Here is a 21,819-nt window from a genome sequence, read left to right as displayed (position 1 = left end):
GCACGCTCCACAGCCATGAAGACCTCACGAACAGCACTTGCCGTGGTCGCCGTCCTCGCGCTGGCCGGGTGTGGAAACTCCAATGACCCGGGCGCGGCGACGGGTGATCAGAAAAGTGACAAGAGCCCGCTCGCGGAGTACATGGGCGACGGGTTCGTCAGTTCGCCCGGTGGCGGGATGCGGATGGCGGTCCGGGCCGGCGGCGCGGGGTCGTCCGAGGAGGAGCTCGCCAAGCAGCGCAAGGTCGAGGACGCGACCGCGGCCTGCATGAAGGAGGCCGGCTTCGAGTACGTCCCGGTGCCGCCGGAGTCGCAGCCGAAGAGCAAGTTCAACGAGGCGTTCAACCTCCCGCCGGACAAGTTCGCCGAGCAGTACGGCTACGGGATCAGCACGATCGACTGGTCCAAAGCCGGCGCCGGCGACGAGAGCAACCCGAACACCGCGATCCGGAACGCGCTCTCGCCGGCCGCGCAGAAGGCGTACGACAAGGCGCTGAACGGCCCGAACGCGACCGCGAACGGCGCGGTCGTGGTGGCCCCGAAGGAGGGCGAGGGCCCGAAGAACAGCGGCAAGGTGGATCTCGGCTGCCGGGGCAAGGCCGCGGAGGAGGTCTACGGCAAGGGCGAGGACCGCCAGGCCGAGTTCAAGAAGTACGAGAACCTGTTCAAGGACATCCAGGCGCTGGCGAAGCGGATCCAGGACGACCAGCGCGTGGTCGACGCGACCACCGCCTGGGCCGACTGCCTCGCCGAGGCCGGGCAGGCGGGGTACCAGAAGATCGACGAGCCGCGGGAGAAGGTCAACCAGAAGCTCAATGAGCTGACCGGCAACCAGCAGAACGGCACCAGCCCGGGCAAGACCGTGATGGGCCCGCCGTCGTTCGACAAGGTGGACGCGGCCAAGCTCGCCGAGCTGCGGAAGTTCGAGATCGACCTCGCGGTGGCCGACCAGAAGTGCCGGGCCAAGGGGTACGACGAGGCCTACAAGACCGTCCAGTGGGAGCAGGAGAAGGAGTTCGTCGAGCAGCACAAGGCCGAGCTCGAGGCGTACCGCGACGGAATGGCGAACCGGTGACCGCTTCGCCCAGATCCCGCCGGCGGGTGCTGGTCGGGGTGTCCGCGGTCGCGGCGGTCTCGCTCGGCGTGGGCGTGGCCGCCGGCAGCCGGATCACCTCGCCGGAGGACGCGGCCGCCAAGACCGCGGCGCCGCAGGCCTCCCAGATCACCGTACCGGTGGAGAAGAAGGCGCTGTCGAGCAAGGTGGTCGGCCGCGGCGACGCGTCCTTCGACGGCGCGGTGAACATCCGGGTCGAGACCAGCGGCCTGAACACGCCGGCGATCGTGACCGGCAAGGTCCCGGCCGTCGGCTCGACGCTCACCGAGGGCAAGGCCCTGCTGGAGATCACCGGACGACCGGTCATCGGGCTGGCCGGCGTACTCCCGATGTACCGGACGCTGTCGCCGGGCAGCCAGGGACCTGACGTGCTCCAGCTCGAGCAGACGCTGGACCGGCTCGGGCTGGACCCGGGCGAGGTCGACGACGAGTACGACACCGACACCGCGCAGGCGGTCGAGCGGCTCTACGAGAAGGCCGGGTACGACGCGCCGGAGCCGCCCGAACAGCTGACACAGGCCGTCGAGCAGGCGGACAAGACCGTCGACCAGCTGAAGAACGCGCTCCGGCAGGCCGAGTCGCAGCTGAAGCAGGCGCAGCAGGCTAAAGCCGCGGACGTCTCGGTCCAGCAAGGCGCGGTCGACGACGCCGAGGAGAACCTGGCGGACGCGCAGGAGGCGCTGAACGAGGCCGAGTTCAAGGCCGGTACGCCGCTCCCGGTCTCGGAGGTCGCCTACGTGAAGACGCTTCCGCGCCGGGTCGACGACGTGAAGGTCGAGCGCGGCGGCACCGTGAACGGCGTGGTCATGTCCGCCAGCGGCGCCTCGCTCGTGGTCACGGTCAAGGTCGACGCCCAGACCGCCGAACGGCTCAAGGCCGGCATGGCCGCGACCCTGGACCTCGGTGAGGGTACCGCGGCCGCCGGCAAGGTCCGCCGGATCACCAAGAACGGCGACCAGTACGACGTCGTCGTGGCTCCGAACAAGCTGACCGCGCAGCAGTTGGCGCTGTTTCGCGAGGCGAACGTCCGGGTGACGATCCCGGTCAAGAGCACGGCCGGCAAGGTGCTTGCCGTACCGGTGGCCGCGCTGTCGTCCGGGTCGGACGGCGGGTCGCGGGTCGAGGTTCTGCGCGACGGCAAGGTCGAGCTGATCCCGGTCACGGTCGGGCTGTCCGCCGACGGGTTCGCCCAGGTCACGCCGGCCGGCGACGCCAAGCTGGCCGAGGGCGACCAGGTGGTGGTCGGGCGATGACCGAGCGAAGCGAGGCCATCATCAAGCACTGCGCGCTCGTGCCTCATCCGCGCCCGGAGCGAAGCGAGGACGTGGATGAGTGAGACCGCGGTCGCGCTGCCGGCGCCGGTGGTGGAGATGATCGGCGTACGGCGGTTCTTCCCCGGGCCGCCCGAAGTCCGGGCGATCCGGGAGGTCGACCTGATCATCGGGCAGGGGGAGTACCTGTCGATCGTGGGGCCGTCCGGGTCCGGGAAGTCCACGCTGCTGCACCTGCTCGGGTTGCTCGACAACCCGACCGGCGGCGTCTACCGGCTCGACGGGGTGGACACGATGAGTCTGCGTGAACGGCGTCGCGCCGTACTGCGGGGTGAGCGGATCGGGTTCGTCTTCCAGTCGTTCCACCTGCTCGACCACCGGACCGTGCTGGAGAACGTCGCGCTCTCGATGGTGTACGTCGGGGTGCCGCGACGCGAGCGGATGGCGCGGGCACGGGTGGCGCTCGAGCGGGTCGGGCTCGCGCATCGGATGGACTTCGCGCCGACCACGTTGTCCGGCGGTGAGCGGCAGCGGGTCGCGATCGCGCGGGCGTTGGTCGCGGAGCCGAGCCTGCTGCTCGCGGACGAACCGACCGGCAACCTGGACAGTGCCAACGCGGAGGCGATCCTCGAAGTGTTCGACGAGTTGCACCACGAGGGGATGACGCTGGCCGTCATCACCCACGACGACCACGTCAGTAGCCGGGCCCAGCGCCAGGTCCGCATCGTCGACGGAACCCTCCAGTGGTAACCCCAGCAGGCCCCCCGGATCCCGCCGGCGGGCCGTCCACCTCCCGCCGCGCCCGCCGGCGCCTCAGAAGCAGACCTGCGGTTCGGGATCTGCTCGACGAGGCGCTGGCCGGTGTGGCGGCGCGGCCTACGCGGCTGATACTGACCACGCTGGGGACCGTGCTCGGGATCGCGGCGCTGGTGGGGACGGTGGGGCTCGGGCAGACCGCGGCGGGGCAGATCACCCAGCGGTTCGACCTGGCGGCGGCGACGCGGGTCGTCGTCCAGCCGGAGGAGAAGGGTGGGCAGGAAGGCGAGGCGGCGACCCAGCTCCCGTGGGACGCCCCGGACCGGATCCAGCGGCTGAACGGCGTCGACGCCGCCGGCACCGTGAGCACGCTGGACGTCGGCGACGACCTGGTCCGCAGTGTCGCGGGGCTGGACGGCCAGAAGAACGGGCACGCGCTGAAGGTGATGGCGGGCTCGGCCGGGCTGTTCGACGCGGTGCGCGCGGTACTGCGGACCGGCCGGTTCTTCGACGCCGGTCACGACCGGCGCGCCGACAAGGTGGTTGTCCTCGGCAAGCATGCCGCCGACCGTCTCGGCATCAACCGGGTCGACTCCCAGCCCGCGGTGTTCATCGGCGACGAGCCCTACACGGTGATCGGTATCCTCGACTCCGTCTCCGGCCGGGCCGAGCTGAACGACGCCGTGATCATGCCGAACGGTACGGCGAAGACGGCGTACGACCTGGAGTCACCGGACGCCGTCGAGATCCGCACCCAGGTCGGCGCGGCCCAGCTGATCGCCGGTCAGGCCCCGATCGCGATCCAGCCGAACGACCCGAGCACTCTGAACGTCGACGCCCCGCCGAAGCAGGGCGCCGTCCGCACGGGCGTCGAGTCCGATTTGAACGCGCTGTTCCTGCTCCTCGGCGCGGTTGCACTCCTCGTCGGCGGTCTCGGCATCGCGAACGTGACCCTGCTGTCGGTGCTCGAGCGCATCTCCGAGATCGGCCTGCGCCGGGCGCTCGGCGCGGCCCGAAGACATGTCGCGATCCAGTTCCTGGTGGAGAGCGTGATCGTCGGCTTCCTCGGCGGGTTGCTCGGTACGGCGGTCGGCGTACTGCTCACCGTGGGCGTGTCCTGGGTGCGGGACTGGACCCCGATCCTGGACAACCGGCTCGCGTTCGGGTCACCCCTGCTGGGTGCGTTCATCGGCCTGGTCGCCGGCACGTACCCCGCGTGGAAGGCCTCCGCCATCCAGCCGATCACCGCGCTCCGCGGCACCTGACCCGTCGCGGCTGAGCCGCGCGTACACGACCGCGGTGGCCAGGAAGCCGAGGACGACGAAGGCGAGCACCGGGTACGACTTCCCGTCGTCGGGCAGGATCAACGCGCCGAGCGCGGCCGCGGAGACCTGCCCGACGTTGAAGATCATGTCGTAGAGCGAGAACACCCGGCCGCGATAGACGTCGTCGACACCCGTCTGGACGAGGGTGTCGACGCTGATCTTCACGCCCTGGGCGCAGAAGCCGGTGAGGAAGCCGGCCGCGATCAGCGCGGGCTGGGTGTAGAGGCCGCCGGGCATCGCGGTCACCACCGCGGCGGCGACGAACAGCAGCGTGATCCACTGCCGCAGCGTCATCACCCGGGTCGCCCACGGGGTGACCAGCGCGGCCAGGAACAGGCCGGCGCCGACCGCGCCGGTCGCGACGGCCAGCGCACCGAAGGCCTCGTCCAGGCGGTCGGGGCCGTAGAAGTAGTTGCGGTACAGCAGGATCATCGCGACCGTGACGAGGCCGAACAGGAACCGCAGCGAACCGATCGCGGCCAGCCCGAGCGCGGGCTGCTTGCGCTGCCGCAGGTGTCGGCCGCCGTCGACGAGGCCCTTCGCGATCGTCCCGATCGCTTCGAAGAAGCCTGGCTCGTCGCCGTTCAGGTCCGGCCCGAGCTGGTGGCGACCGAGCCGGAGGGCGAGCAGGGCGGCGGTCGTGTAGACGACGACGGTCAGCCCGAGGACGACCAGGTCGGAGTCGGCCAGGAGCTTCACCCCGGCGCCGACCCCGCCGCCGACGAGGAAGAGCGCCGTACCCGAGGTCGGGGTGACCGCGTTCGCCATCACCAGCTCGTCCCGCTCGACCACGTGCGGGAGGCCGGCGGACAGGCCGGACAGCAGGAACCGGTTGACCCCGAGCGTCAGCAGTACGGCGAGGTAGAACGGAACCCCCGCGTTGCCGATCGCAACGATCGTGCCGACCCCGACGACCAGGGCGGCCCGGGTCAGGTTGGCCGCGAACAGGATCTGCCGCCGCGACCACCGGTCCAGCAGCACGCCGGTGAACGGCCCGAGGATCGAGTACGGCAGCAGCGCCACCGCGAACAGCCCCGCGATCGCCGCCGCGTCCGGCGCCCGCTCCGGCGAGAACAGCACGTACGACGCCAACGCGACCTGGAACACCCCGTCACCGAACTGCGACGTCAACCGCACGGCGAACAGCCGCCGAAAATCCCCCCGCCGCAACAACGTCACCAGATCCCGGATGAACCGCACGCGAGCACTGTAGCCCCCTGTCGAGAACAGGCGGTCCGCTCCGACGTACCGGCATGAACGATGACAAGCACCCGGCCTGGATCGACATCGCCGCCACCGACGCCGACGCGTCACGCAGGTTCTACGCAGAGTTGTTCGGCTGGCGACTCCGGTCGGTCGAAGCGCTTGACTACGCACTGATCGAACCCGGCCCGGGCACGCTGCCGGGCGGTATCGGACCGGCCGACGAGACTCGTCCTGCCGGCGTCACCACGTACTTCTCTGTGGCGGACGTCGAGGCGACGATCAGCCGCGCCGAACAGCTGGGAGCGCGAGTCGCGACTCCACCGTGGACAGTGCCGGGCCTCGGCACGATGGCGGTCCTGCTCGATCCGGACGGCAACCGCATCGGCCTCTGGCAGGACTAACCACTCGTCAGGTAGTCCGTCAGGGGGAGTGGGTGGCCGAGCATGGGGAAGTGGGCGCCGGGGAGTTCGTCGGGGATGATGCCGAGGCGGTCGTGGGTCATCCGGCGCATGAAGTCAGGGGTGAACAGGAGGTCGTCGCGGGCGATCACCGCCCGGGTCGGGACGTCCGGCCACTGTTCAATCGGGCAGGGATCGTCCATCGGGCCGTCGGACTGTTCGCGCAACTGTGCCCGGGCCTTCGCGGCGAAGTCCGCCGGGAGGTCGTGGAAGAACGTGTCGCGGCCGTCGTCGACCGAGGTGTAGCCGGTGTTGTCCCACCACTCGTGGATCCGCTCGCCCGGCGCAGGCACCATGCCCGCCACCAGCACGAGCTCCCGCACCGGCAGCCGCTCACAGACCATCGCCCCAGTGAACCCGCCCAGCGAGTGCGCCGCCACCACGACCGGCTCTCCCTCGGGTACGGCGTCCAGCACGGCGTCGACGTACTCCGGCAGTCCTGCCGACGGATCGTCGCACGGGAGGTCGACCGCGATCACCTCGTGGCCTCGGCGGCGGAGCTCGTCGGTCACCGGATGCCAGTGCCACGACGTACACCCCGCGCCCGGAATCAGGACATACCTCATGCGGATCACCTTATGGTGGGCCGATGGACAGGAGCTCCTTCCCGCACTTCCTGGGGATCACGCTGCGGTGGAAGGACAACGACGTCTACGGGCACGTGAACAACGTGGAGTACTACAGCTTCTTCGACACCGTGATCAACGACTTCCTGATCCGGGCCGGCGGGCTCGACATCCACCGCGGCGACGTGATCGGGCTCTGCGTCGAGTCGCAGTGCACGTTCAAGGAGTCGCTGGAGTTCCCGGGCACGGTCGACGCGGGTCTGCGGGCCGGCCGGTTGGGGAACTCGAGTGTCCGCTACGAGATCGGCCTGTTCCGCGAGGGCTCGGACCAGCCCGCGGCGACCGGCCGGTTCGTGCACGTGTTCGTCGGCCGGGAGGACCGCCGCCCGGTTCCGCTCCCGGACCGCATCCGCCAGGCACTCGAAGGGATCACCGGATGATCGTGCGCGGCGCCGTACTGCGGGAGATGGGTCTACCCGGCCCGTACGCCGAATCGCGTCCACTGCGGATCGAAGAGGTCGAGCTGGCACCGCCCGGACCGGGTGAGCTGCTGGTCCGGATCCGCGCCGCCGGGCTGTGTCACTCCGACCTGTCCGTCATCGACGGCTCGCGGCCGCGGGTGATGCCGATGCTCCTCGGCCACGAGGCCACGGGTGAGGTGGTCACGTCGGAAGCGCCGGGGTTCGCGCCGGGCGACACGGTGGCGTTCGCCTTCGTGCCCGCGTGTGGCGACTGCGGTCCGTGCGCCGAGGGGCGGGCCGCGTTGTGCGAGCCGGGTGCGGCCGCCAATACGGCCGGCACCTTGCTGAACGGCGTACGTCGGCTCGACGGCGTACACCACCATCTCGGCGTGTCCGGGTTCGCCGACCACGCGGTGGTGTCGGCGCGGTCCGCGGTCAAGATCGATGGGGAGTTGCCGCCGGAGATCGCGGCGCTGTTCGGGTGTGCGGTGATGACCGGGGTCGGTGCGGTGGTGAACACGGCGCAGGTCCGGGCCGCTCGGAGCGCGGTGATCTTCGGCCTCGGCGGGGTTGGGCTGTCGGCGCTGCTCGGGGCGGTGCTGGTCGGCGCGCATCCGGTGGTCGCCGTCGACGTCGTACCGGAGAAGCTGGCGCTTGCCCGGTCGCTCGGCGCCACCCATGGTGTCGATGCCCGGGGCGAGGCCGCGGTGGCGGAGATCCGGGAGGCGACCTCAGGCGGGGCCGACTACGCGTTCGAGACGGTGGGCAGCGCGAAGGTTCTCGAGCAGGCGTACGCCGCCACCCGGCGCGGCGGCACCACGGTGACCGTCGGCCTGCCGCATCCGGAGCAGACGTTCAGCGTGCCCGCGGTCAGCCTGGTCGCCGAGGAGCGCACGGTGAAAGGGTCGTACCTGGGCTCGTCGGTCCCGAGTCGCGACATCCCGCGCTACCTCGCGCTCTACCGCGCCGGCCGGCTCCCGGTCGACCGCCTGCTGACCTCGACCGTCACCCTCGACGACCTCAACGAGGCCTTCGACCGGCTGGCTTCCGGGACGTCGATCCGTCAGGTGCTGCTGTTCTGAAGGTTCTCGGCCGCCTTGGCCAAGGTCTGCGCCTCGCGGGCGCGTGCCTCGGGGGTGAACTCGTCCCCGAAGTCGTCCGCGGCCGCGACCTGCCGGATCTCCAGCCGCCCGGTGTTGCCGTCGTCGGCGGCCAGGCAGCGCCAGCCCCACTCCATCGCCTCCTCACGGGAGGCGACCTCGATCAGGCAGAACCCGGCGATCAGTTCCTTGGTCTCGGCGAACGGCCCGTCGACGACCCGCTGCTTGCCACTGCTGAGCTCCATCCGGAAGCCCTTCGAGCTCGGCAGCAGGCCCTCACCGGCGAGCAGGACACCCTTCTCCGCCATCTCCGACATCACCAACGTCATCTCGGTCAGGCTCTTCTCGCTCGGCTGCTCCCAGGCCTCGGACTGGTCGCTGGCCATGAACATCATCATGAACCGCATCGGATCTCCCCTCGTCGCGTCGGGCCCATCATGGCCCGGCGGCGGGCCGCAGACGACTGTTAATTCGGCGGAAAGCTATTCCCAGCCGCGCAACCATCGGGCAGGCTACGCACAGTGCGGATCCGCCCACCGCACGTGAGGCATGTCACAAGTGAGGCGTAGGAGTCCCTGAGGAGGACCCCCTAATGCACACCCGTTTCCGCCGCATCGGTGCCCTGGCCGGCGCCGGTGCCGTCGTCTTCGGCGCGCTGGCCGTGGCCACCACAGCCGCCGGCGACCAGGCCGACGCCCAGCAGGCCGTCCCCACCCCGATCGACCAGCTCCTGGGTCAGGAGCTCCAGGGCAAGAGCGCGCTCGGCCGGGTCCAGTCCCGGCTCGCCGAGGTGTCCGAGCGCAACGGCCTCCCGGCCGCGCAGCTCCAGCGCATCCTGGCCACCGACAAGACCAGCTGGCTGGACAAGGACGGCCGGCTCTTCTACCGCGAGCCGGTCTCCGGCACCAAGCAGGCCGCGGCGCCGTCCCCGCGCTGGGCCACCAAGGCGGTCGCCGCCGCGACCGGACCCGCGTTCGAGCTGCACAGCAAGCCGGGCTCCAATCGGGTCATCTACCTGGACTTCACCGGCCACACGATCACCGGTACGGCGTGGAACACCAACGGCAAGCCGGCCACCGTGAACGTGACGCCGTACGACACCAACGGCAACACCAGCACGTGGAGCACGGCCGAGCAGGACGTCGTCCGCGACGTGTGGACCCGGGTGGCCGAGGACTACGCGCCGTTTGACGTGGACGTCACCACCCAGGAGCCGCCGGCCGCGGCGATCACCCGGTCGGGCTCGTCCGACCAGCAGTACGGCACCCGGGTGCTGATCGACCCGACCACCTGGTACCAGTCCGGCTGTGGCTGCGGCGGTGTCGCGTACGTCGGTGTGTACGACAACACCAGCAACCACTCGTACTACCAGCCGGCCCTGGTCTTCACGAAGGGCGTCGGCACCGGCGCGAAGAACATCGCCGAGGCCGCGTCGCACGAGGCCGGCCACAACATCGGCCTGAGCCACGACGGTACGGCGTCGGTCGGGTACTACCAGGGCCACGGCGCCTGGGCCCCGATCATGGGCGTCGGCTACTCCAAGGCGATCAGCCAGTGGAGCAAGGGTGAGTACTCCGGCGCGAACAACAAGGAGGACGACTTCGCGGTGGCCGGCCAGAACGGTCTGGCGCTGCGGGCCGACGAGCACGGTGACACCACCGGCAACGCGACCGCGCTCACCCTCGGCACCAGCGTGAGCGGTGTCTACGCGAGCGACTCGGACGTCGACATGTTCCGGATCGACCTCTCGGCCGGCACCTTCACGTTCGCGGCGAACGCGGCCGCGTCCGGCGCCGACCTCGATATCAAGCTCCAGCTGCTGAACTCGGCCGGCACCGTCCTGGCCACCGCCGACCCGGCCGCCGGCCAGTCGAACTCGGCCACGCCGACCGGCCTGAGCGCGAGCCTCAGCCGCCAGGTCACCGCCGGGCGGTACTACCTCCGGGTCGAGAACACCGGCTACGGCAACCCGCTGAACACCGGCTACTCCACCTACGGCAGCCGCGGCGGCTACACGGTCCGCGTCAGCTGACCAGGCGTGTCAGACACGCCCTAGTTCCCGGGGCCGCCGATCCCACCGAGACCGACGGCCCCGGGTTACCCGCGCGTGAGCCGGGTACGTAGTACATCGGCACACCGCCCTGCTGAACCCTGCGGCTGGCCGGCCTCTGGCGGGCCGACCAGCCGCAGGCCCCACCTCACCTCAGGCCCGAGCTCACCTCAGGCCCGAGCTCGCCGCAGACGCCGGTCAGATCAGGCGCCGGTCAGGTCAGGTGGTGGACGGCCAGCGACGCGAGCGCAGCTGCCTGATCACCCAGGACGGCGTCGTCGAAGCGCACCACGCTCGAGTGGTTGGACGGACCGTCCTCTCCGACGTCGTCCGGCCGCGCTCCCAGCATCAAGAACGTGCCGGGCACCTCGGCCAGCACCATCGAGAAGTCCTCCGACCCCATCAGCGGGTCGTCCAACGGCGTCACTCGCTCGGCACCGAACACCTCGGTCAGTCGCGCTGAGGTCCCCGCCGTACGCCCCGCGTCGTTGATCGTCACCGGGTACTGCTTGGCGAAGGTTGCCTCGACCGTGCAGCCGTGCGCGGCCGCGATCCCCCGCGCTAGCGCCGGCAGCTCCCGCGACAACTGGTCGAAGGTCTCGTTCGAGAGCGTACGCACGGTCGCGCCGAGGCGGGCCGTGTTCGGGATGACGTTGACCGCGATCCCGGCCTCGAGCTGAGTCACCGTGATCACGACGGGGTCGAACACGTTCACCCTGCGGGTCGCGTACGTCTGCAACGCCAGCACCAGCTCGGCCACGACTGGCACGGGATCCACGCTCATGTACGGCGACGAGCCGTGCCCGCCCTTGCCGTGCACCGTGACGTGCAACTGGTTCGAGCCGGCCATCACCGTGCCCGGCCGGGTCTGGAACAGTCCCTTGGCGGCCATCGACCAGACGTGGATCGCGTACGCGGCGATCGGTTTGTCGCCAGTTGCCTGCAGCAACCCCTCCCTGAGCATGTAGCCCGCGCCGCCCAGACCTTCCTCGCCGGGCTGGAACATGAAGAGCACGTTGCCCCGAAGCTCCTCGCGATGTGCGCTCAGCAGCCGGGCCGCACCGACGAGCCCGGCCGTGTGCAGGTCGTGGCCGCAGGCATGCATGTTCCCGTTGGTGGACGCGTATTCGAGCTCGGTCTCCTCGACCACCGGCAGCGCGTCCATGTCACCCCGGAGCAGCACCGTCGGCCCTGGCTGACCACCACGCAGTACACCGACGACCGACGTCAGCTCCTTGCCGGTGGTGATCTCCAGCGGAAGTCCAGCCAGCGCGTCGAGCACCATCGCTTGCGTCTTCGGCAACTGCAGCCCGACCTCGGGCTCCCGATGCAACTCCCGCCGCAGCTCGGCCAACTCGGGTGCGACGGCGGCGGCTTCCTCGACCAGGTTCATCCACAGCTCCCTCGACGGCGACGTCCCGCCACCGTACCCGGCGTACTCAGTTGCCCTCACGGCTCGTCGCGACTGGCGGTGATCCGTAGAGATTCCTGCAGCATCGACAGCGACTCGTTCAGATCGAGGATGCGGCCCTGCTCGGCCGGGTCGGCCGAATCAGCGATCCGGCCGATCTCCTCGATGGCAGCCCCGAGTTGCGCGATCCGCTCGTCTGCTGTGCCCGGCGACGTACGTGCTGCGCGATGCACCGTGAGGGCGGCAGCCATGGCATCGGACAGCGGCGGCTGCTCGACGCTCAAGGCGCTGTCCAGCGACAGCATCAGCATCCGCGCGGCCTCCTGCTCCGCGGGAGGCTGAACAGTCTCCACCAGCGTTCGCAGCCGCTCGACCTCGATCGCGAGCGAGGCCGCATCCAGTGACCTGGCGGCTGCCAGGACCCGCCCGTACTCCGCATCGAATCCGTCGTAGTCCATGCCTCAGTATCGCGGGCAGGGTGGCAGGGGTCAGCGGCTCAGGGCCTGGGACGGGCTGCGAACGCGCCCCGCTGGGACGGCCGATCCGTGGATCGGGGAGACCGCGGTCGGTGGTGCCAGGCCGGAGAAGGCGGCGTCGACAGGAGAGGGGACGAGGCGCGCCGAGGACCTCGCGTCCGGTCCAGCACGAGCCGTGGGAGTCGGAAGGCGCGGCGCAGGCAGGGCGCAGGCGGTGGGGTGGGGGTGGTGGGCGGACTCGGCGGAGGTGAGATGAGCTTGGACGCGGGTGAGGAGCTCGCCGGTGAGGGAGCGGGAGCGTGCGGCGGCGAAGCCGGGTGGGTGGTGTTGGTAGGCGTCCAGGCGGGCCAGGCCGTCGCGGAGGAGAGCTTCGAGGTGGGTGCGGTTGGCGGCGGCCTGCTCGGCTGAGTCGAGGTCCGGGAGGCGGGTGGAGTTGTACAGGAGGGCCACCAGCGTGGGGAGCTGGCCTTCGGCGGTTTGGCGGTTGAGGGTGTTGAGGACGTCGCCGCGGTTGAGGTTGGTGCGCTTCTCCAGGTCGGTCGTCAGAATGCGGGCGGCGGGCACGAACGCCGGGTAGTAACCGTCGGCGTGGACGTCTTCGATGCCGGGGGCAACTTTGTCGACGCCGAGGTGGGTGAGGAAGTCGTTCAGGTGGTCGCGCGCCCAGGCTTCGGTGATGCCCTCTTCGAGCTGGCGGCCGCCGGGCTGGATGAAGGCGCCCCGAGCCGCCTCCTGGTCAGCGTCGGCCGGACCGAGGAAGTGGGCGTGCTCGTGCAGGATCGTCGCGAGGGACTCCCGGTAGCGGACGAGGTCCGCGGTCGGTTGGCGCTCGCCGGATCGTGCGTACATCTGGCGGAGCGGGTCGAGGATCCGCTCGCCGAGGTACAGCGTGCCGTCCCAGTGGGCGAGGCCGAGACTCTCGCCGGTCGCCTCGACGATCTCGCCGCTCCACGCCGACTGCTCCGCGCCGGAGATCATGACCGCCGCCGGCCCACTGCGGGCGAGCAGCTCCTCCAACGAGCCGGCTGCGTCCACAGTCAGAGGCGAGCTGGGCGAGGCGGTCACGGCTGGTACGCCGCGGCCAGGCGGAGGAGGGAGTCCGCGGAGCGTAGGAGGTTGGCTTCTTCGTGCGGATCGTTGCAGATCGCCGCGCGGCGGCGGAACTCGGCGGCGAGCCACTCCGCGCGGGCCTTCCGCTCCGCGGGCGTGGAGCGCTCAGCCGCTGCCTGAGCATCGGCGACGGTGGTGGTTGCTTGTGGGGCGAAGGTTTCGTACGACATGGCTGTTCTCCCGAGGTTGGTCTCGGCGGAGAACATATGGAGATTCGCCCGTCCTCGGACGACGAACTTTCCGGCTGTGGAAAACCCCTAGAAGAGCGTCGGTGGCTCGGGGTCGAGCGGGGTGGGGAGCGGTTCGAGGTCCGGGAGGACGGCTCCGACGGCGGCGTGGAAGCGGCGGGCGAGGTTGAGCGACTCGGCGTTGTCGGGAGTGTGGAGGAAGATCGTCGGTGAGCGGCCTTCGAACAGCCACTGCACGGTCAGGTCGACGAGGTAGGCCCAGCCTTCGACGGTCTCGGTGACGGAGTCGCGGCCGATGTACCGGACGATCGGGTGACCGGTGAGCGCGCGGGTACGACGGACCACGCGGGGCTTCTTCATCCACGCGTCGCGTTCGGCGAAGCTGGTCGGGCGCCGGGCGAACAGCGTGCCGGTGTCGAACGGGATCCATTCGGCGTCGACGCGGGCGAGGACGCGCTCCAGCAGCTCGGCGGTCCGGGCGTCGGAGAAGAACAGTGGATGGCGGACCTCGACGGCGTACCGGTGGTCGCGTGGGGCCTGGTGCAGGAAGGCGGCCAGCGTGCCGAGGTCGTTCGGGGAGAACGAGGGCGGCAGCTGGATCCAGACGACGTGGGTGCGAGAGCCGAGCGGCTCGATCGCGTTCAGGAAGGCGCGCAGCTCGACCTCGACACCTGAGAGCCGGCGTTCGTGGGTGATGAGCTGCGGGAGCTTGACCACGAAGCGGAAGTCAGGCGGTGTCTGGTCGGCCCAGGAGGAGACGGACGAGCGGGACGGCGTCGCGTAGAAGGTCGTGTTGCTCTCGACCGCGTTGCACCAGGTGGCGTACGCCCGGAGCTTGTCCCGGGAGGGTTGCGGCCACGCGGGATGTGTCCACTGGGCACATCCCACGTGAAGCCGCACACCTACAACCTAGCGAGCAACCCAGCGAGACCTCAGCGCTCGACCTCGCCGCGGATGAACTTCTCCACCAGCTCGCGGCAGACGTCGTCGGCGTACTGCTCCGGCGGCGACTTCATGAAGTACGACGACGCCGACAGGATCGGCCCGCCGACGCCGCGGTCCTTGGCGATCTTCGCCGCCCGGATCGCGTCGATGATGATGCCGGCCGAGTTCGGCGAGTCCCAGACCTCGAGCTTGTACTCCAGCGACAGCGGGACGTCGCCGAAGTTGCGGCCCTCCAGCCGGATGAACGCCCACTTGCGGTCGTCCAGCCAGGCCACGTAGTCGGACGGGCCGATGTGCACGTTGCGGTCGTCGATCTCGTCCCGCAGCTGGGAGGTGACCGACTGGGTCTTGCTGATCTTCTTGGACTCCAGCCGCTCGCGCTCGAGCATGTTCTTGAAGTCCATGTTGCCGCCGACGTTCAGCTGGTACGTGCGGTCGACGGTGACGCCGCGGTCCTCGAACAGCTTGGTCAGCACGCGGTGGGTGATGGTCGCGCCGATCTGCGACTTGATGTCGTCGCCGACGATCGGGACGCCGGCCGCGGTGAACTTGTCCGCCCACTCCTTGGTGCCGGCGATGAACACCGGCAGCGCGTTCACGAACGCGACACCCGCGTCGATCGCGCACTGCGCGTAGAACTTCGCCGCCTGCTCCGAGCCGACCGGGAGGTAGCAGACCAGTACGTCGACCTGCGCCTCACGCAGCGCGGCGACCACGTCGACCGGCTGGGCGTCGGACTCGGTGATGGTCTCGCGGTAGTACTTGCCGAGGCCGTCGAGGGTGTGACCGCGCTGCACCGTCACGCCGGTCGGCGGGACGTCGCAGATCTTGATCGTGTTGTTCTCGCTGGCGCCGATGGCGTCGGCGAGGTCCAGGCCGACCTTCTTGCCGTCGACGTCGAAGGCGGCGACGAACTGCACGTCCTTGACGTGGTAGTCGCCGAACACGACGTGCATCAGGCCGGGTACGCGTTCCTCGGGCTTCGCGTCCCGGTAGTAGTGCACGCCCTGGACGAGCGAGCTGGCGCAGTTGCCGACGCCGACGATCGCTACGCGGATCGAGGTCATCTGGGATCTCCTTGGGTAGGCGGTTGGTGCTGGTCAGGGGGCCGCTGTTGCCGCCGCTCGCCGTCGATCAGTTCGTTCAGCCAGCGGACCTCGCGCTCGGCCGACTCCAGGCCGTGCCGTTGCAGCTCGAGGGTGTAGGCGTCCATCCGCTCCGCGGTCCGGCTCATCGCTGCCCGGAAGTTGGCCAGCCGCTCCTCCATCCGGGCTCGCCGGCCCTCGAGGATGCGCAACCGGGTGGCCGGATCGGTCCGGCCGAAGAACGAGAACCGGACGCCGAACGTGTCGTCCTCCCACGCCGACGGACCCGCGTCGTGCATCGCGTGCGCGAAGTGGTCCTTGCCGTCGGCGGTGATCGTGTAGACGATCTTGGGCCTGCGACCGGACTCCGGCGTACCGGAGTCGGCCGTGATCAGGCCGTTGCGGAGCATCGCCTTCAGGCACGGGTAGAGCGATCCGAACGACAGCACGCGTCCCCAGCCGAACTGTGCGTTGACGCGCTTGCGGAGCTCGTAACCGTGCATCGGCGCTTCGTGCAGCAGACCGAGTACGGCGAGCTCCAGGACCCCACTGCGGTTTCCCATGAGCCACCTCCCTCGGTCCGGTTTGTCATGACCTGATGTATCGACTCGATACATCGTGGCGCCACTGTAAACAGACCGGTGACCTGTGGACAAGACCTGACAAAGTCCGGGTATGTCAGCCGGTGACCGCACACACGCCGGAAACCTGTTACGTCAGCCGCCGAGCCGCGTTAAATCGGTGACACACAGAGTCGTGGTCCAGCAGCGGAGGGTCACCTGCATGGCTGACAGCCAGGGGAAGCACGTCAAGGACGTCGAGCGGGAGGGGCCGCTGGCCCGGGTGGCGCTGCGGTTCACCGCGTTCACCGAGAAGTGGTTGCCGGACGCGTTCGGGTTCGTCCTGGTCGGCACCTTCGTCGTGCTGCTCTTCGGTCTCGTCACCGGTGAACCGCTGCTGAAGCGCCCGGACGACCCGGCCGCGACCAAGGGCTTCGGCCTGGTCGACGCCTGGGGGATCGGGTTCTGGTCGCTGATCACCTTCACCCTGCAGATGGCGATGATCATCATCGGCGGGTACGCCGTCGCGACGAGCGGACCGGTCGCCCGGTTGATCACCCGCCTGGCGAGGGTCCCGAAAACGCCGCGGACCGCGGTCGCGTTCGTGGCCGCGGTCGCCATGCTCGCGTCGTACCTGAACTGGGCGTTCAGCCTGATCTTCGCGGCGATCCTGGCGCGTGAGGTGGCCCGCAACGTGCCGAAGGCCGACTACCGCGCCCTCGGCGCGATGGCGTTCCTCGGCCTCGGCACGGTCTGGGCGCAAGGCCTGTCGGGCTCGGCGGCGCTCCAGGTCGCCAGTGCGAGCAGCAGCCCGGCGCCCGTGCAGGAGGTGATCAAGGCCGGCGGCCGCGAGAGCGGTCTGATCCCGCTCAGCGACACCATCTTCACCTGGCAGGCGCTCGCCGCGACGCTCCTGGTGTACGTCGTCGGCGTGGCGATGGCGTGGTTCATCGCACCGGGCGAGGACAACTCGCGGACCGCCGAACACCTCGGGATCGAGCTCAGACCGCTCGTCGGCCGCGGCTCGGCGTACAACGGCCGGCGTGAGGAGAGTGAGCAGCGCAGGCCGGGCGACTGGCTGGAGCACTCGCCGCTGTTCAGTCTGCTCGTCGTCCTGCTCGGTGTGGTCTACCTGGTCCGCTACTTCAGCGGGAAGAACTTCTTCAGCGCGCTCGACCTGAACACGGTCAACCTGAACCTGATCCTGCTCGCGCTGCTGTTGCACTGGCGGCCGTGGCGGATGGCCCGGGCGGTGCGTGACGGTGCTCCGGCGGCGGCCGGCGTACTGCTGCAGTTCCCGCTGTACGGCGGCATCTTCGGGATGATCGCGTACACCGGGATCTCCGCCCGGCTGGCCGGTTGGTTGGTGCAGGCAAGCAACCAGTTCCTGTTCCCGCCGCTGGTGGCGATCTATTCCTGCATCCTCGGGATCTTCGTGCCGAGCGGTGGCAGCAAGTGGGTGATCGAGGCGCCGTACGTGCTGGAGGCCGCGAACGAGCTGCAGGTGGATGCGGGCTGGATGGTCGTCGTGTACGACCTGGGCGAGGCGAGCGCGAACCTGCTGCAACCGTTCTGGATGCTGCCGACGCTGGCAATCCTCGGCCTGAAGGCGCGCGACATCATGGGGTACACGTTCACGATGTTCCTGGCCTGCTTCCCGGCCGCCCTGATCGCCGTGACGTTGCTCGCACCGCACGTCACCGGGTAACCGCTTGCTGACGCGTCCGCAAGATCTGGGTAAGGCACACCCCGGCGGCGTCGCGGGTGAGCGCGGCGCTTGTTAGCATCCGGAGCGGATTCGGGGCCGTTACCACACCCACCGTAGTCTGTGGGGCAATGACTTCCGCGAGATCGTCGAGGATTGCACTGTGAGTGAAGCTCGTAGAAAGGCCGTACCCGTCCGGCGCAAGAGGCACTGGGCGCTCCGGATCCTCGGCTGGCTCCTCGCGATCTTCTTCGTCGGCATCATCGGCGCGGTCGCGACGTTCTTCATCGTCTACCAGACGACGAAGATCCCGGACCCGAACAAGGAGTTCGCCACCAACACCACCACGGTGACCTACGCCGACAAGACGAACCCACTGGGGTCGTTCTACGACCAGAACCGGCACACGGTCCCGCTGGCGCAGATTCCGAAGCACGTCCAGGACGCGGTGATCGCGGCCGAGGACCGGACCTTCTGGACGAACCCCGGCATCTCTCCGTCGGGGATGGCCCGCGCGGCCTTCAAGATCGCGCAGGGTGAACAGCTCCAGGGCGGATCGACGATCACCCAGCAGTACGTCAAGATCATGTACCTGACCCAGGAGCGGACGGTCTCCCGGAAGTTCCAGGAACTGTTCATCGCGACGAAGCTCAGCCGGCAGCAGGACAAGAGCAAGACGCTCGAGGGGTACCTGAACACCATCTACTTCGGGGAGGGTGCCTACGGCATCTCCGCCGCGGGTGAGGCGTACTTCAAGGAACCGGATCCGAAGAAGCTGAGCGTGCCGGAGGCCGCGTTCCTGGCGACCGTGCTGAACAATCCGACGGTCTTCGACATCGACGACAAGGACCCGCGGACCCAGAAGCGGATCATCACCCGGTACCAGTACGTCATCGACGGCATGCGGCAGATGGGCACGATCACCGACGCCCAGGCCGCGCAGTACAGCAACAAGCTGCCGGACATCGACAAGAAGTCACGAAACGATCGCTACCGGGGCCCGAAGGGCTTCCTGCTCGACATGGCACGCAAGGAACTGATCCGGCTGGGGTTCGACGAGGACCAGATCAGCGGCGGCGGCCTCAAGGTCACCACGACGTTCAACTACGGTCAGCAGAGGAAGATCGTCGAAGCAGCGACCAAGGAGCTGCCGGAGAAGCGGGACAACCTGCACGTCGGCATGGCCACCGTCCAGCCGGGCACCGGCGCGCTGCTGGCGATGTACGGCGGGCCGGACTACCTCAAGAGCCAGCTGAACTGGGCGACGCTCAAGGCCCGGCCGGGTTCGTCGTTCAAGCCGTTCGCGGTGGCCGCCGCGTTGCAGGACGGGACGTCCATCTACGACACGTTCCAGGGCGACAGCCCGATCGAGGTCCAGGGCAAGAAGCTGAACAACGAGTTCGACCGCGACTACGGCGACGTCAACCTGCTCTACGCGACCCAGGAGTCGGTCAACACCGCCTTCTACGACCTCGTCGACCAGCAGATGGAGGACGGCCCGAACAAGCTCGTCGACGCGGCCGAGGCCGCCGGCATCCCGAAGACGAAGGCGCTCGAGGTCGGCCGGGACAATCCGTCCACGGTGCTCGGCCCGGACCCTTACGCCTCGCCGGTCGACATGGCGAACGCCTACGCGACCTTCGCGGCCGACGGCAAGTACGCCCCGGTGCACACCATCAAGGAGGTCGTCGGCCCGGACGGCAAGGTGTTGTGGTCGGAGGCGAGCCTGAAGAAGCAGGAGAAGCAGGCCTTCGAGCCGAACATCGCCCGGATGGTCAACTACGTCCTCCAGGACGTGGTCCAGAAGGGCACCGGCCGGGACGCCAAGGAGCTCGACCGCGCGGTCGCCGGCAAGACCGGTACGGCGGGTGGTGTAGGCGTCGAGCACCGCAAGGAGAACGCGGAGTGCGGCGGCTGCAAGGACGGCGCGGACACGCTGACGTCGTGGTGGACGGCGTACACGCCGCAGCTGTCGACCTCGGTGCTCTACCGCGCCGGCAAGACCGGTGAGTCCGACCTCGACCCGTACTCCGACGAGAAGGCGTTCTTCGGTGGTGGCTGGCCGTTGAAGACGTGGCTGGCGTACATGGAGGCGGCGCACGAGGGTCTGCCGAAGGAAGAGTTCGCCGAGCCGGACGAGGACGAGATCAAGGACAGCCCGACGCCGACGCCCACGCCGTCGAAGACGCCGCCGAGCACGCCTCCCAGCGTGCCGCCGAGCACGCCTCCGCCCAGCAAGCCCTCGGACAAGCCGACCGACAAGCCGACGAACACACCGCCCACGAAGACCAAGCCGACCAGGCCGACGCCGAGCTGGCCGTCGTTGCCGACCGGGCCGACCACGGAGCCCAGTCAGACTCCGGACAGACCCGGGAGACCTGGCGGAGACCAGTAGCCCTGACCGGCGGCACCCCTCGGGTGCCGCCGGTTGCTTCTAGCATGGGGTGGTGAGTCGGGCTCGGGTGGTTCTCGCGGGGTGCGTCTGTGTTTGAGCGGACGGCTGGTGAGCCGCGACCCGAGAAACCTGGGCGAGCGCGCCGCGCCCGGGTCGACGGGGTGCGGTGGCAGCGGTGGATGCCGACCGCGATGGCCCGGGAGGTGCTCGGATGGTGGCTGGTCACCCGGGCCGGTCTGTTCCTGCTGTCGATCTCCGCGCCGTTGCTGTTCAACCGCGGGACCGACTACCCGAACGTCTGGCGCGCGTGGCTGCAGTGGGACGTCTGGCACCTGAAGGCGGTCGCGGAGTTCGGGTACGCGAACGGCGAACCGTCGGGTGCACCGCTGGCGGCGTTCTTCCCCGGCTTCCCGGCGCTCGTCCGGCTCGTCAGCTTCATCGGCGTCGGATACGTTGCCGCAGGCATCATCGTGTCCGCGGTCGCGAGTGCGGTCGCGGGCGTGTACCTGGCGCGACTGGCGCAGTACGAGTTCCCGCAGCTGAAGAACCTCGGCCCGAACGCGGCGGTCGTCTGGTTCGCCGCGCCGGTCGGGGTCTTCCTCGCGGCCGGCTACACCGAGGCGTTGTTCTGCGCGTTCGCCTTCCCGGCCTGGCTGGCGGCGCGGCAGGGCCGCTGGGCCCGGGCCGCGCTCCTGGTCGCGATGGCGTCGACCGTCCGGGTGTCCGGGATCTTCCTCGCGTTCGCTCTCGTGGTCGAGTTCGTCACCTCGAAGAAGCGGGACTGGCTGTCGCTGCCGTGGCTGGCGTTGCCGGCCGTCCCGGTGCTCGGTTTCATGGCGTACCTGAAGCAGATCCACGGCTCGTGGTTCGCCTGGCAGGACGCACAGGAGAAGGGCTGGGCCCGTGAGTTCACCTGGCCATGGACCTCGATCACGCACACGCTCGAGGCTGCCACGAAGGGCCACTTCGCCGCCGACCGCAGCGACTGGACCTGGATGTTCCGGGCCGAGTTGGTCACCCTCGCCATCGGTCTGCTGCTGCTCGCCTGGTTGCTCTGGCGCCGCTCCTGGGGCGAGGCCGCTTGGATCGCGGCCACGGTCGGCGCCTTCTGTACGTCGTTCTGGATCTACTCGCTCACCCGCGCGACCCTGCTCTGGTGGCCGCTCTGGATCGGCCTCGCGGTCCTCGTCCAGCGAAAACCCTGGCTCGGCCGCTTCTACCTCGCGCTGGCGATACCCCTGGCCGCGATCTGGGCCGCCGCGTTCTTCACCGGCCGCTGGTCCGGTTGAGTAGTTCTGCTCAGGTACGCCGTCCGCCCAGCCGCCTAGCGTGATCGCATGGACACCCGGCCGTTCGGAAAGAGTCTGCTGCAGGCGGCGCTGACAGGGGTGGTGGCGGCGCTCGCGTACGAGGTGATGGTCCGGAGCGGCGCGCCGCTGTGCGCCCCGTCCGCGCGGCACTGTGTGGCCGACCTGCTCGGGGTGCTGTTCACCGTGCAGGTCTTCGGGCTCGCCCTGGCGCTCGCACTGCCCGTCTACGCCCGCCGAGCCGGGCTCGGCTGGCTGCCCACGGTGGCGTCCGCGGCGGCCGCGATCGGACTGAATCTGGCCTGGTTCGCGGTCGCGACCGCCTGAACCT

At 69.5% G+C, this 21,819-nt stretch carries 22 protein-coding genes; 12 read left to right on the top strand and 10 right to left on the bottom strand.

The genetic code is table 11. The features are described from left to right. Positions 1–15 precede the first annotated feature (15 nt). The 4 genes from ACQPYZ_RS35875 to ACQPYZ_RS35860 all read left to right on the top strand — a co-directional run bounded on the left by ACQPYZ_RS35875 (position 16) and on the right by ACQPYZ_RS35860 (position 4,405). Positions 16–1,074 (top strand): hypothetical protein, encoded by a 1,059-nt coding sequence (locus ACQPYZ_RS35875; protein WP_433163866.1) that lies wholly within the window; start codon positions 16–18, stop codon positions 1,072–1,074. Continuing rightward, positions 1,071–2,366 carry a peptidoglycan-binding protein gene (locus ACQPYZ_RS35870; protein ID WP_433163864.1) on the top strand — a complete coding sequence of 432 codons (1,296 nt, stop codon included), beginning with the start codon at positions 1,071–1,073 and terminating at the stop codon, positions 2,364–2,366. Before ACQPYZ_RS35875 ends, ACQPYZ_RS35870 begins: the two co-directional genes overlap by 4 nt. A 75-nt stretch (positions 2,367–2,441) precedes the next feature. Then, complete coding sequence (locus tag ACQPYZ_RS35865) at positions 2,442–3,134, top strand: ABC transporter ATP-binding protein (RefSeq protein ID WP_433163862.1); 693 nt, start codon at positions 2,442–2,444, stop codon at positions 3,132–3,134. A gap of 113 nt (positions 3,135–3,247) precedes the next feature. Beyond that, on the top strand, positions 3,248–4,405 hold the full coding sequence (locus ACQPYZ_RS35860) for an ABC transporter permease (RefSeq protein ID WP_433163861.1): 1,158 nt from the start codon (positions 3,248–3,250) through the stop codon (positions 4,403–4,405). Here the strand turns inward: ACQPYZ_RS35860 and ACQPYZ_RS35855 are convergent. Further along, entirely contained in the window at positions 4,307–5,665 is a 1,359-nt protein-coding gene (locus tag ACQPYZ_RS35855) for an MFS transporter (protein ID WP_433163859.1), read from the bottom strand. The two genes, ACQPYZ_RS35860 and ACQPYZ_RS35855, sit on opposite strands and share 99 nt — an antisense overlap. A gap of 53 nt (positions 5,666–5,718) precedes the next feature. Here ACQPYZ_RS35855 and ACQPYZ_RS35850 point away from each other — a divergent pair, with 53 nt between their 5' ends. Then, entirely contained in the window at positions 5,719–6,072 is a 354-nt protein-coding gene (locus ACQPYZ_RS35850) for a VOC family protein (protein WP_433163857.1), read from the top strand. On the opposite strand, the gene ACQPYZ_RS35845 is transcribed toward ACQPYZ_RS35850, so the two are convergent. After that, positions 6,069–6,695 carry an alpha/beta fold hydrolase gene (locus ACQPYZ_RS35845; protein WP_433163856.1) on the bottom strand — a complete coding sequence of 209 codons (627 nt, stop codon included), beginning with the start codon at positions 6,693–6,695 and terminating at the stop codon, positions 6,069–6,071. The two genes, ACQPYZ_RS35850 and ACQPYZ_RS35845, sit on opposite strands and share 4 nt — an antisense overlap. Before the next feature lie 23 nt (positions 6,696–6,718). Between ACQPYZ_RS35845 and ACQPYZ_RS35840 the strand changes: the two genes are divergently transcribed. Both ACQPYZ_RS35840 and ACQPYZ_RS35835 read left to right on the top strand, forming a co-directional pair. Beyond that, entirely contained in the window at positions 6,719–7,135 is a 417-nt protein-coding gene (locus ACQPYZ_RS35840) for an acyl-CoA thioesterase (protein ID WP_433163854.1), read from the top strand. Then, positions 7,132–8,238: a zinc-dependent alcohol dehydrogenase family protein gene (locus ACQPYZ_RS35835; RefSeq protein WP_433163852.1), complete on the top strand. Its 1,107-nt coding sequence runs from the start codon at positions 7,132–7,134 to the stop codon at positions 8,236–8,238. Before ACQPYZ_RS35840 ends, ACQPYZ_RS35835 begins: the two co-directional genes overlap by 4 nt. Here the strand turns inward: ACQPYZ_RS35835 and ACQPYZ_RS35830 are convergent. After that, positions 8,220–8,663, bottom strand: coding sequence for a YciI family protein (locus tag ACQPYZ_RS35830; RefSeq protein WP_433163850.1), 444 nt, complete (start codon positions 8,661–8,663; stop codon positions 8,220–8,222). The two genes, ACQPYZ_RS35835 and ACQPYZ_RS35830, sit on opposite strands and share 19 nt — an antisense overlap. 185 nt (positions 8,664–8,848) lie before the next feature. Here ACQPYZ_RS35830 and ACQPYZ_RS35825 point away from each other — a divergent pair, with 185 nt between their 5' ends. Further along, positions 8,849–10,288 (top strand): zinc-dependent metalloprotease family protein, encoded by a 1,440-nt coding sequence (locus ACQPYZ_RS35825; RefSeq protein WP_433163849.1) that lies wholly within the window; start codon positions 8,849–8,851, stop codon positions 10,286–10,288. Between the two features lie 232 nt (positions 10,289–10,520). Here ACQPYZ_RS35825 and ACQPYZ_RS35820 read toward each other — a convergent pair whose 3' ends face one another. From ACQPYZ_RS35820 to ACQPYZ_RS35790, 7 genes are all read right to left on the bottom strand, one after another. Further along, positions 10,521–11,759 (bottom strand): M20 metallopeptidase family protein, encoded by a 1,239-nt coding sequence (locus ACQPYZ_RS35820; RefSeq protein WP_433163847.1) that lies wholly within the window; start codon positions 11,757–11,759, stop codon positions 10,521–10,523. Beyond that, the gene (locus ACQPYZ_RS35815; protein ID WP_433163845.1) at positions 11,756–12,175 is read right to left on the bottom strand and encodes a hypothetical protein; all 420 of its coding nucleotides are present in this window, start codon (positions 12,173–12,175) and stop codon (positions 11,756–11,758) included. Before ACQPYZ_RS35815 ends, ACQPYZ_RS35820 begins: the two co-directional genes overlap by 4 nt. A 30-nt stretch (positions 12,176–12,205) precedes the next feature. Further along, entirely contained in the window at positions 12,206–13,228 is a 1,023-nt protein-coding gene (locus tag ACQPYZ_RS35810; protein WP_433163843.1) for a hypothetical protein, read from the bottom strand. Positions 13,229–13,254: 26 nt separating this feature from the next. Continuing rightward, entirely contained in the window at positions 13,255–13,473 is a 219-nt protein-coding gene (locus ACQPYZ_RS35805; protein ID WP_433163841.1) for a hypothetical protein, read from the bottom strand. A gap of 87 nt (positions 13,474–13,560) precedes the next feature. Further along, positions 13,561–14,391, bottom strand: a complete 831-nt coding sequence (locus ACQPYZ_RS35800) for a DUF72 domain-containing protein (protein WP_433163840.1) — start codon at positions 14,389–14,391, stop codon at positions 13,561–13,563. Between the two features lie 32 nt (positions 14,392–14,423). Further along, complete coding sequence (locus tag ACQPYZ_RS35795; RefSeq protein WP_433163839.1) at positions 14,424–15,503, bottom strand: inositol-3-phosphate synthase; 1,080 nt, start codon at positions 15,501–15,503, stop codon at positions 14,424–14,426. Then, positions 15,500–16,084 carry a helix-turn-helix transcriptional regulator gene (locus ACQPYZ_RS35790; RefSeq protein ID WP_433163837.1) on the bottom strand — a complete coding sequence of 195 codons (585 nt, stop codon included), beginning with the start codon at positions 16,082–16,084 and terminating at the stop codon, positions 15,500–15,502. Before ACQPYZ_RS35790 ends, ACQPYZ_RS35795 begins: the two co-directional genes overlap by 4 nt. 220 nt (positions 16,085–16,304) lie before the next feature. On the opposite strand from ACQPYZ_RS35790, the gene ACQPYZ_RS35785 reads away from it, so the two are divergent. From ACQPYZ_RS35785 to ACQPYZ_RS35770, 4 genes are all read left to right on the top strand, one after another. Further along, positions 16,305–17,789, top strand: coding sequence for a short-chain fatty acid transporter (locus tag ACQPYZ_RS35785; RefSeq protein WP_433163835.1), 1,485 nt, complete (start codon positions 16,305–16,307; stop codon positions 17,787–17,789). Positions 17,790–17,949: 160 nt separating this feature from the next. Then, positions 17,950–20,181, top strand: coding sequence for a transglycosylase domain-containing protein (locus ACQPYZ_RS35780; RefSeq protein WP_433163833.1), 2,232 nt, complete (start codon positions 17,950–17,952; stop codon positions 20,179–20,181). Positions 20,182–20,360: 179 nt separating this feature from the next. Further along, positions 20,361–21,470 carry a mannosyltransferase family protein gene (locus tag ACQPYZ_RS35775; protein WP_433163831.1) on the top strand — a complete coding sequence of 370 codons (1,110 nt, stop codon included), beginning with the start codon at positions 20,361–20,363 and terminating at the stop codon, positions 21,468–21,470. 48 nt (positions 21,471–21,518) lie between these two features. After that, complete coding sequence (locus ACQPYZ_RS35770; RefSeq protein ID WP_433163830.1) at positions 21,519–21,815, top strand: hypothetical protein; 297 nt, start codon at positions 21,519–21,521, stop codon at positions 21,813–21,815. Positions 21,816–21,819: the final 4 nt, after the last annotated feature.

Source organism: Kribbella sp. CA-247076 (assembly GCF_050942445.1).
Lineage (GTDB): Bacteria > Actinomycetota > Actinomycetes > Propionibacteriales > Kribbellaceae > Kribbella.
The sequence above is the reverse complement of the archived record's forward strand: the minus strand, read 5'-3'. Positions and strand labels throughout refer to the sequence as shown.

What these genes read in the sequence shown, in the direction of transcription:
- ACQPYZ_RS35875 (WP_433163866.1), top strand. Translation starts at nt 16, where the DNA reads ATGAAGACCTCACGAACAGCACTTGCCGTGGTCGCCGTCCTCGCGCTG.
- ACQPYZ_RS35865 (WP_433163862.1), top strand. Translation starts at nt 2,442, where the DNA reads ATGAGTGAGACCGCGGTCGCGCTGCCGGCGCCGGTGGTGGAGATGATC.
- ACQPYZ_RS35850 (WP_433163857.1), top strand. Translation starts at nt 5,719, where the DNA reads ATGAACGATGACAAGCACCCGGCCTGGATCGACATCGCCGCCACCGAC.
- ACQPYZ_RS35845 (WP_433163856.1), bottom strand. Translation starts at nt 6,695, where the DNA reads ATGAGGTATGTCCTGATTCCGGGCGCGGGGTGTACGTCGTGGCACTGG.
- ACQPYZ_RS35840 (WP_433163854.1), top strand. Translation starts at nt 6,719, where the DNA reads ATGGACAGGAGCTCCTTCCCGCACTTCCTGGGGATCACGCTGCGGTGG.
- ACQPYZ_RS35835 (WP_433163852.1), top strand. Translation starts at nt 7,132, where the DNA reads ATGATCGTGCGCGGCGCCGTACTGCGGGAGATGGGTCTACCCGGCCCG.
- ACQPYZ_RS35830 (WP_433163850.1), bottom strand. Translation starts at nt 8,663, where the DNA reads ATGCGGTTCATGATGATGTTCATGGCCAGCGACCAGTCCGAGGCCTGG.
- ACQPYZ_RS35825 (WP_433163849.1), top strand. Translation starts at nt 8,849, where the DNA reads ATGCACACCCGTTTCCGCCGCATCGGTGCCCTGGCCGGCGCCGGTGCC.
- ACQPYZ_RS35815 (WP_433163845.1), bottom strand. Translation starts at nt 12,175, where the DNA reads ATGGACTACGACGGATTCGATGCGGAGTACGGGCGGGTCCTGGCAGCC.
- ACQPYZ_RS35805 (WP_433163841.1), bottom strand. Translation starts at nt 13,473, where the DNA reads ATGTCGTACGAAACCTTCGCCCCACAAGCAACCACCACCGTCGCCGAT.
- ACQPYZ_RS35795 (WP_433163839.1), bottom strand. Translation starts at nt 15,503, where the DNA reads ATGACCTCGATCCGCGTAGCGATCGTCGGCGTCGGCAACTGCGCCAGC.
- ACQPYZ_RS35790 (WP_433163837.1), bottom strand. Translation starts at nt 16,084, where the DNA reads ATGGGAAACCGCAGTGGGGTCCTGGAGCTCGCCGTACTCGGTCTGCTG.
- ACQPYZ_RS35785 (WP_433163835.1), top strand. Translation starts at nt 16,305, where the DNA reads ATGGCTGACAGCCAGGGGAAGCACGTCAAGGACGTCGAGCGGGAGGGG.
- ACQPYZ_RS35775 (WP_433163831.1), top strand. Translation starts at nt 20,361, where the DNA reads ATGCCGACCGCGATGGCCCGGGAGGTGCTCGGATGGTGGCTGGTCACC.
- ACQPYZ_RS35770 (WP_433163830.1), top strand. Translation starts at nt 21,519, where the DNA reads ATGGACACCCGGCCGTTCGGAAAGAGTCTGCTGCAGGCGGCGCTGACA.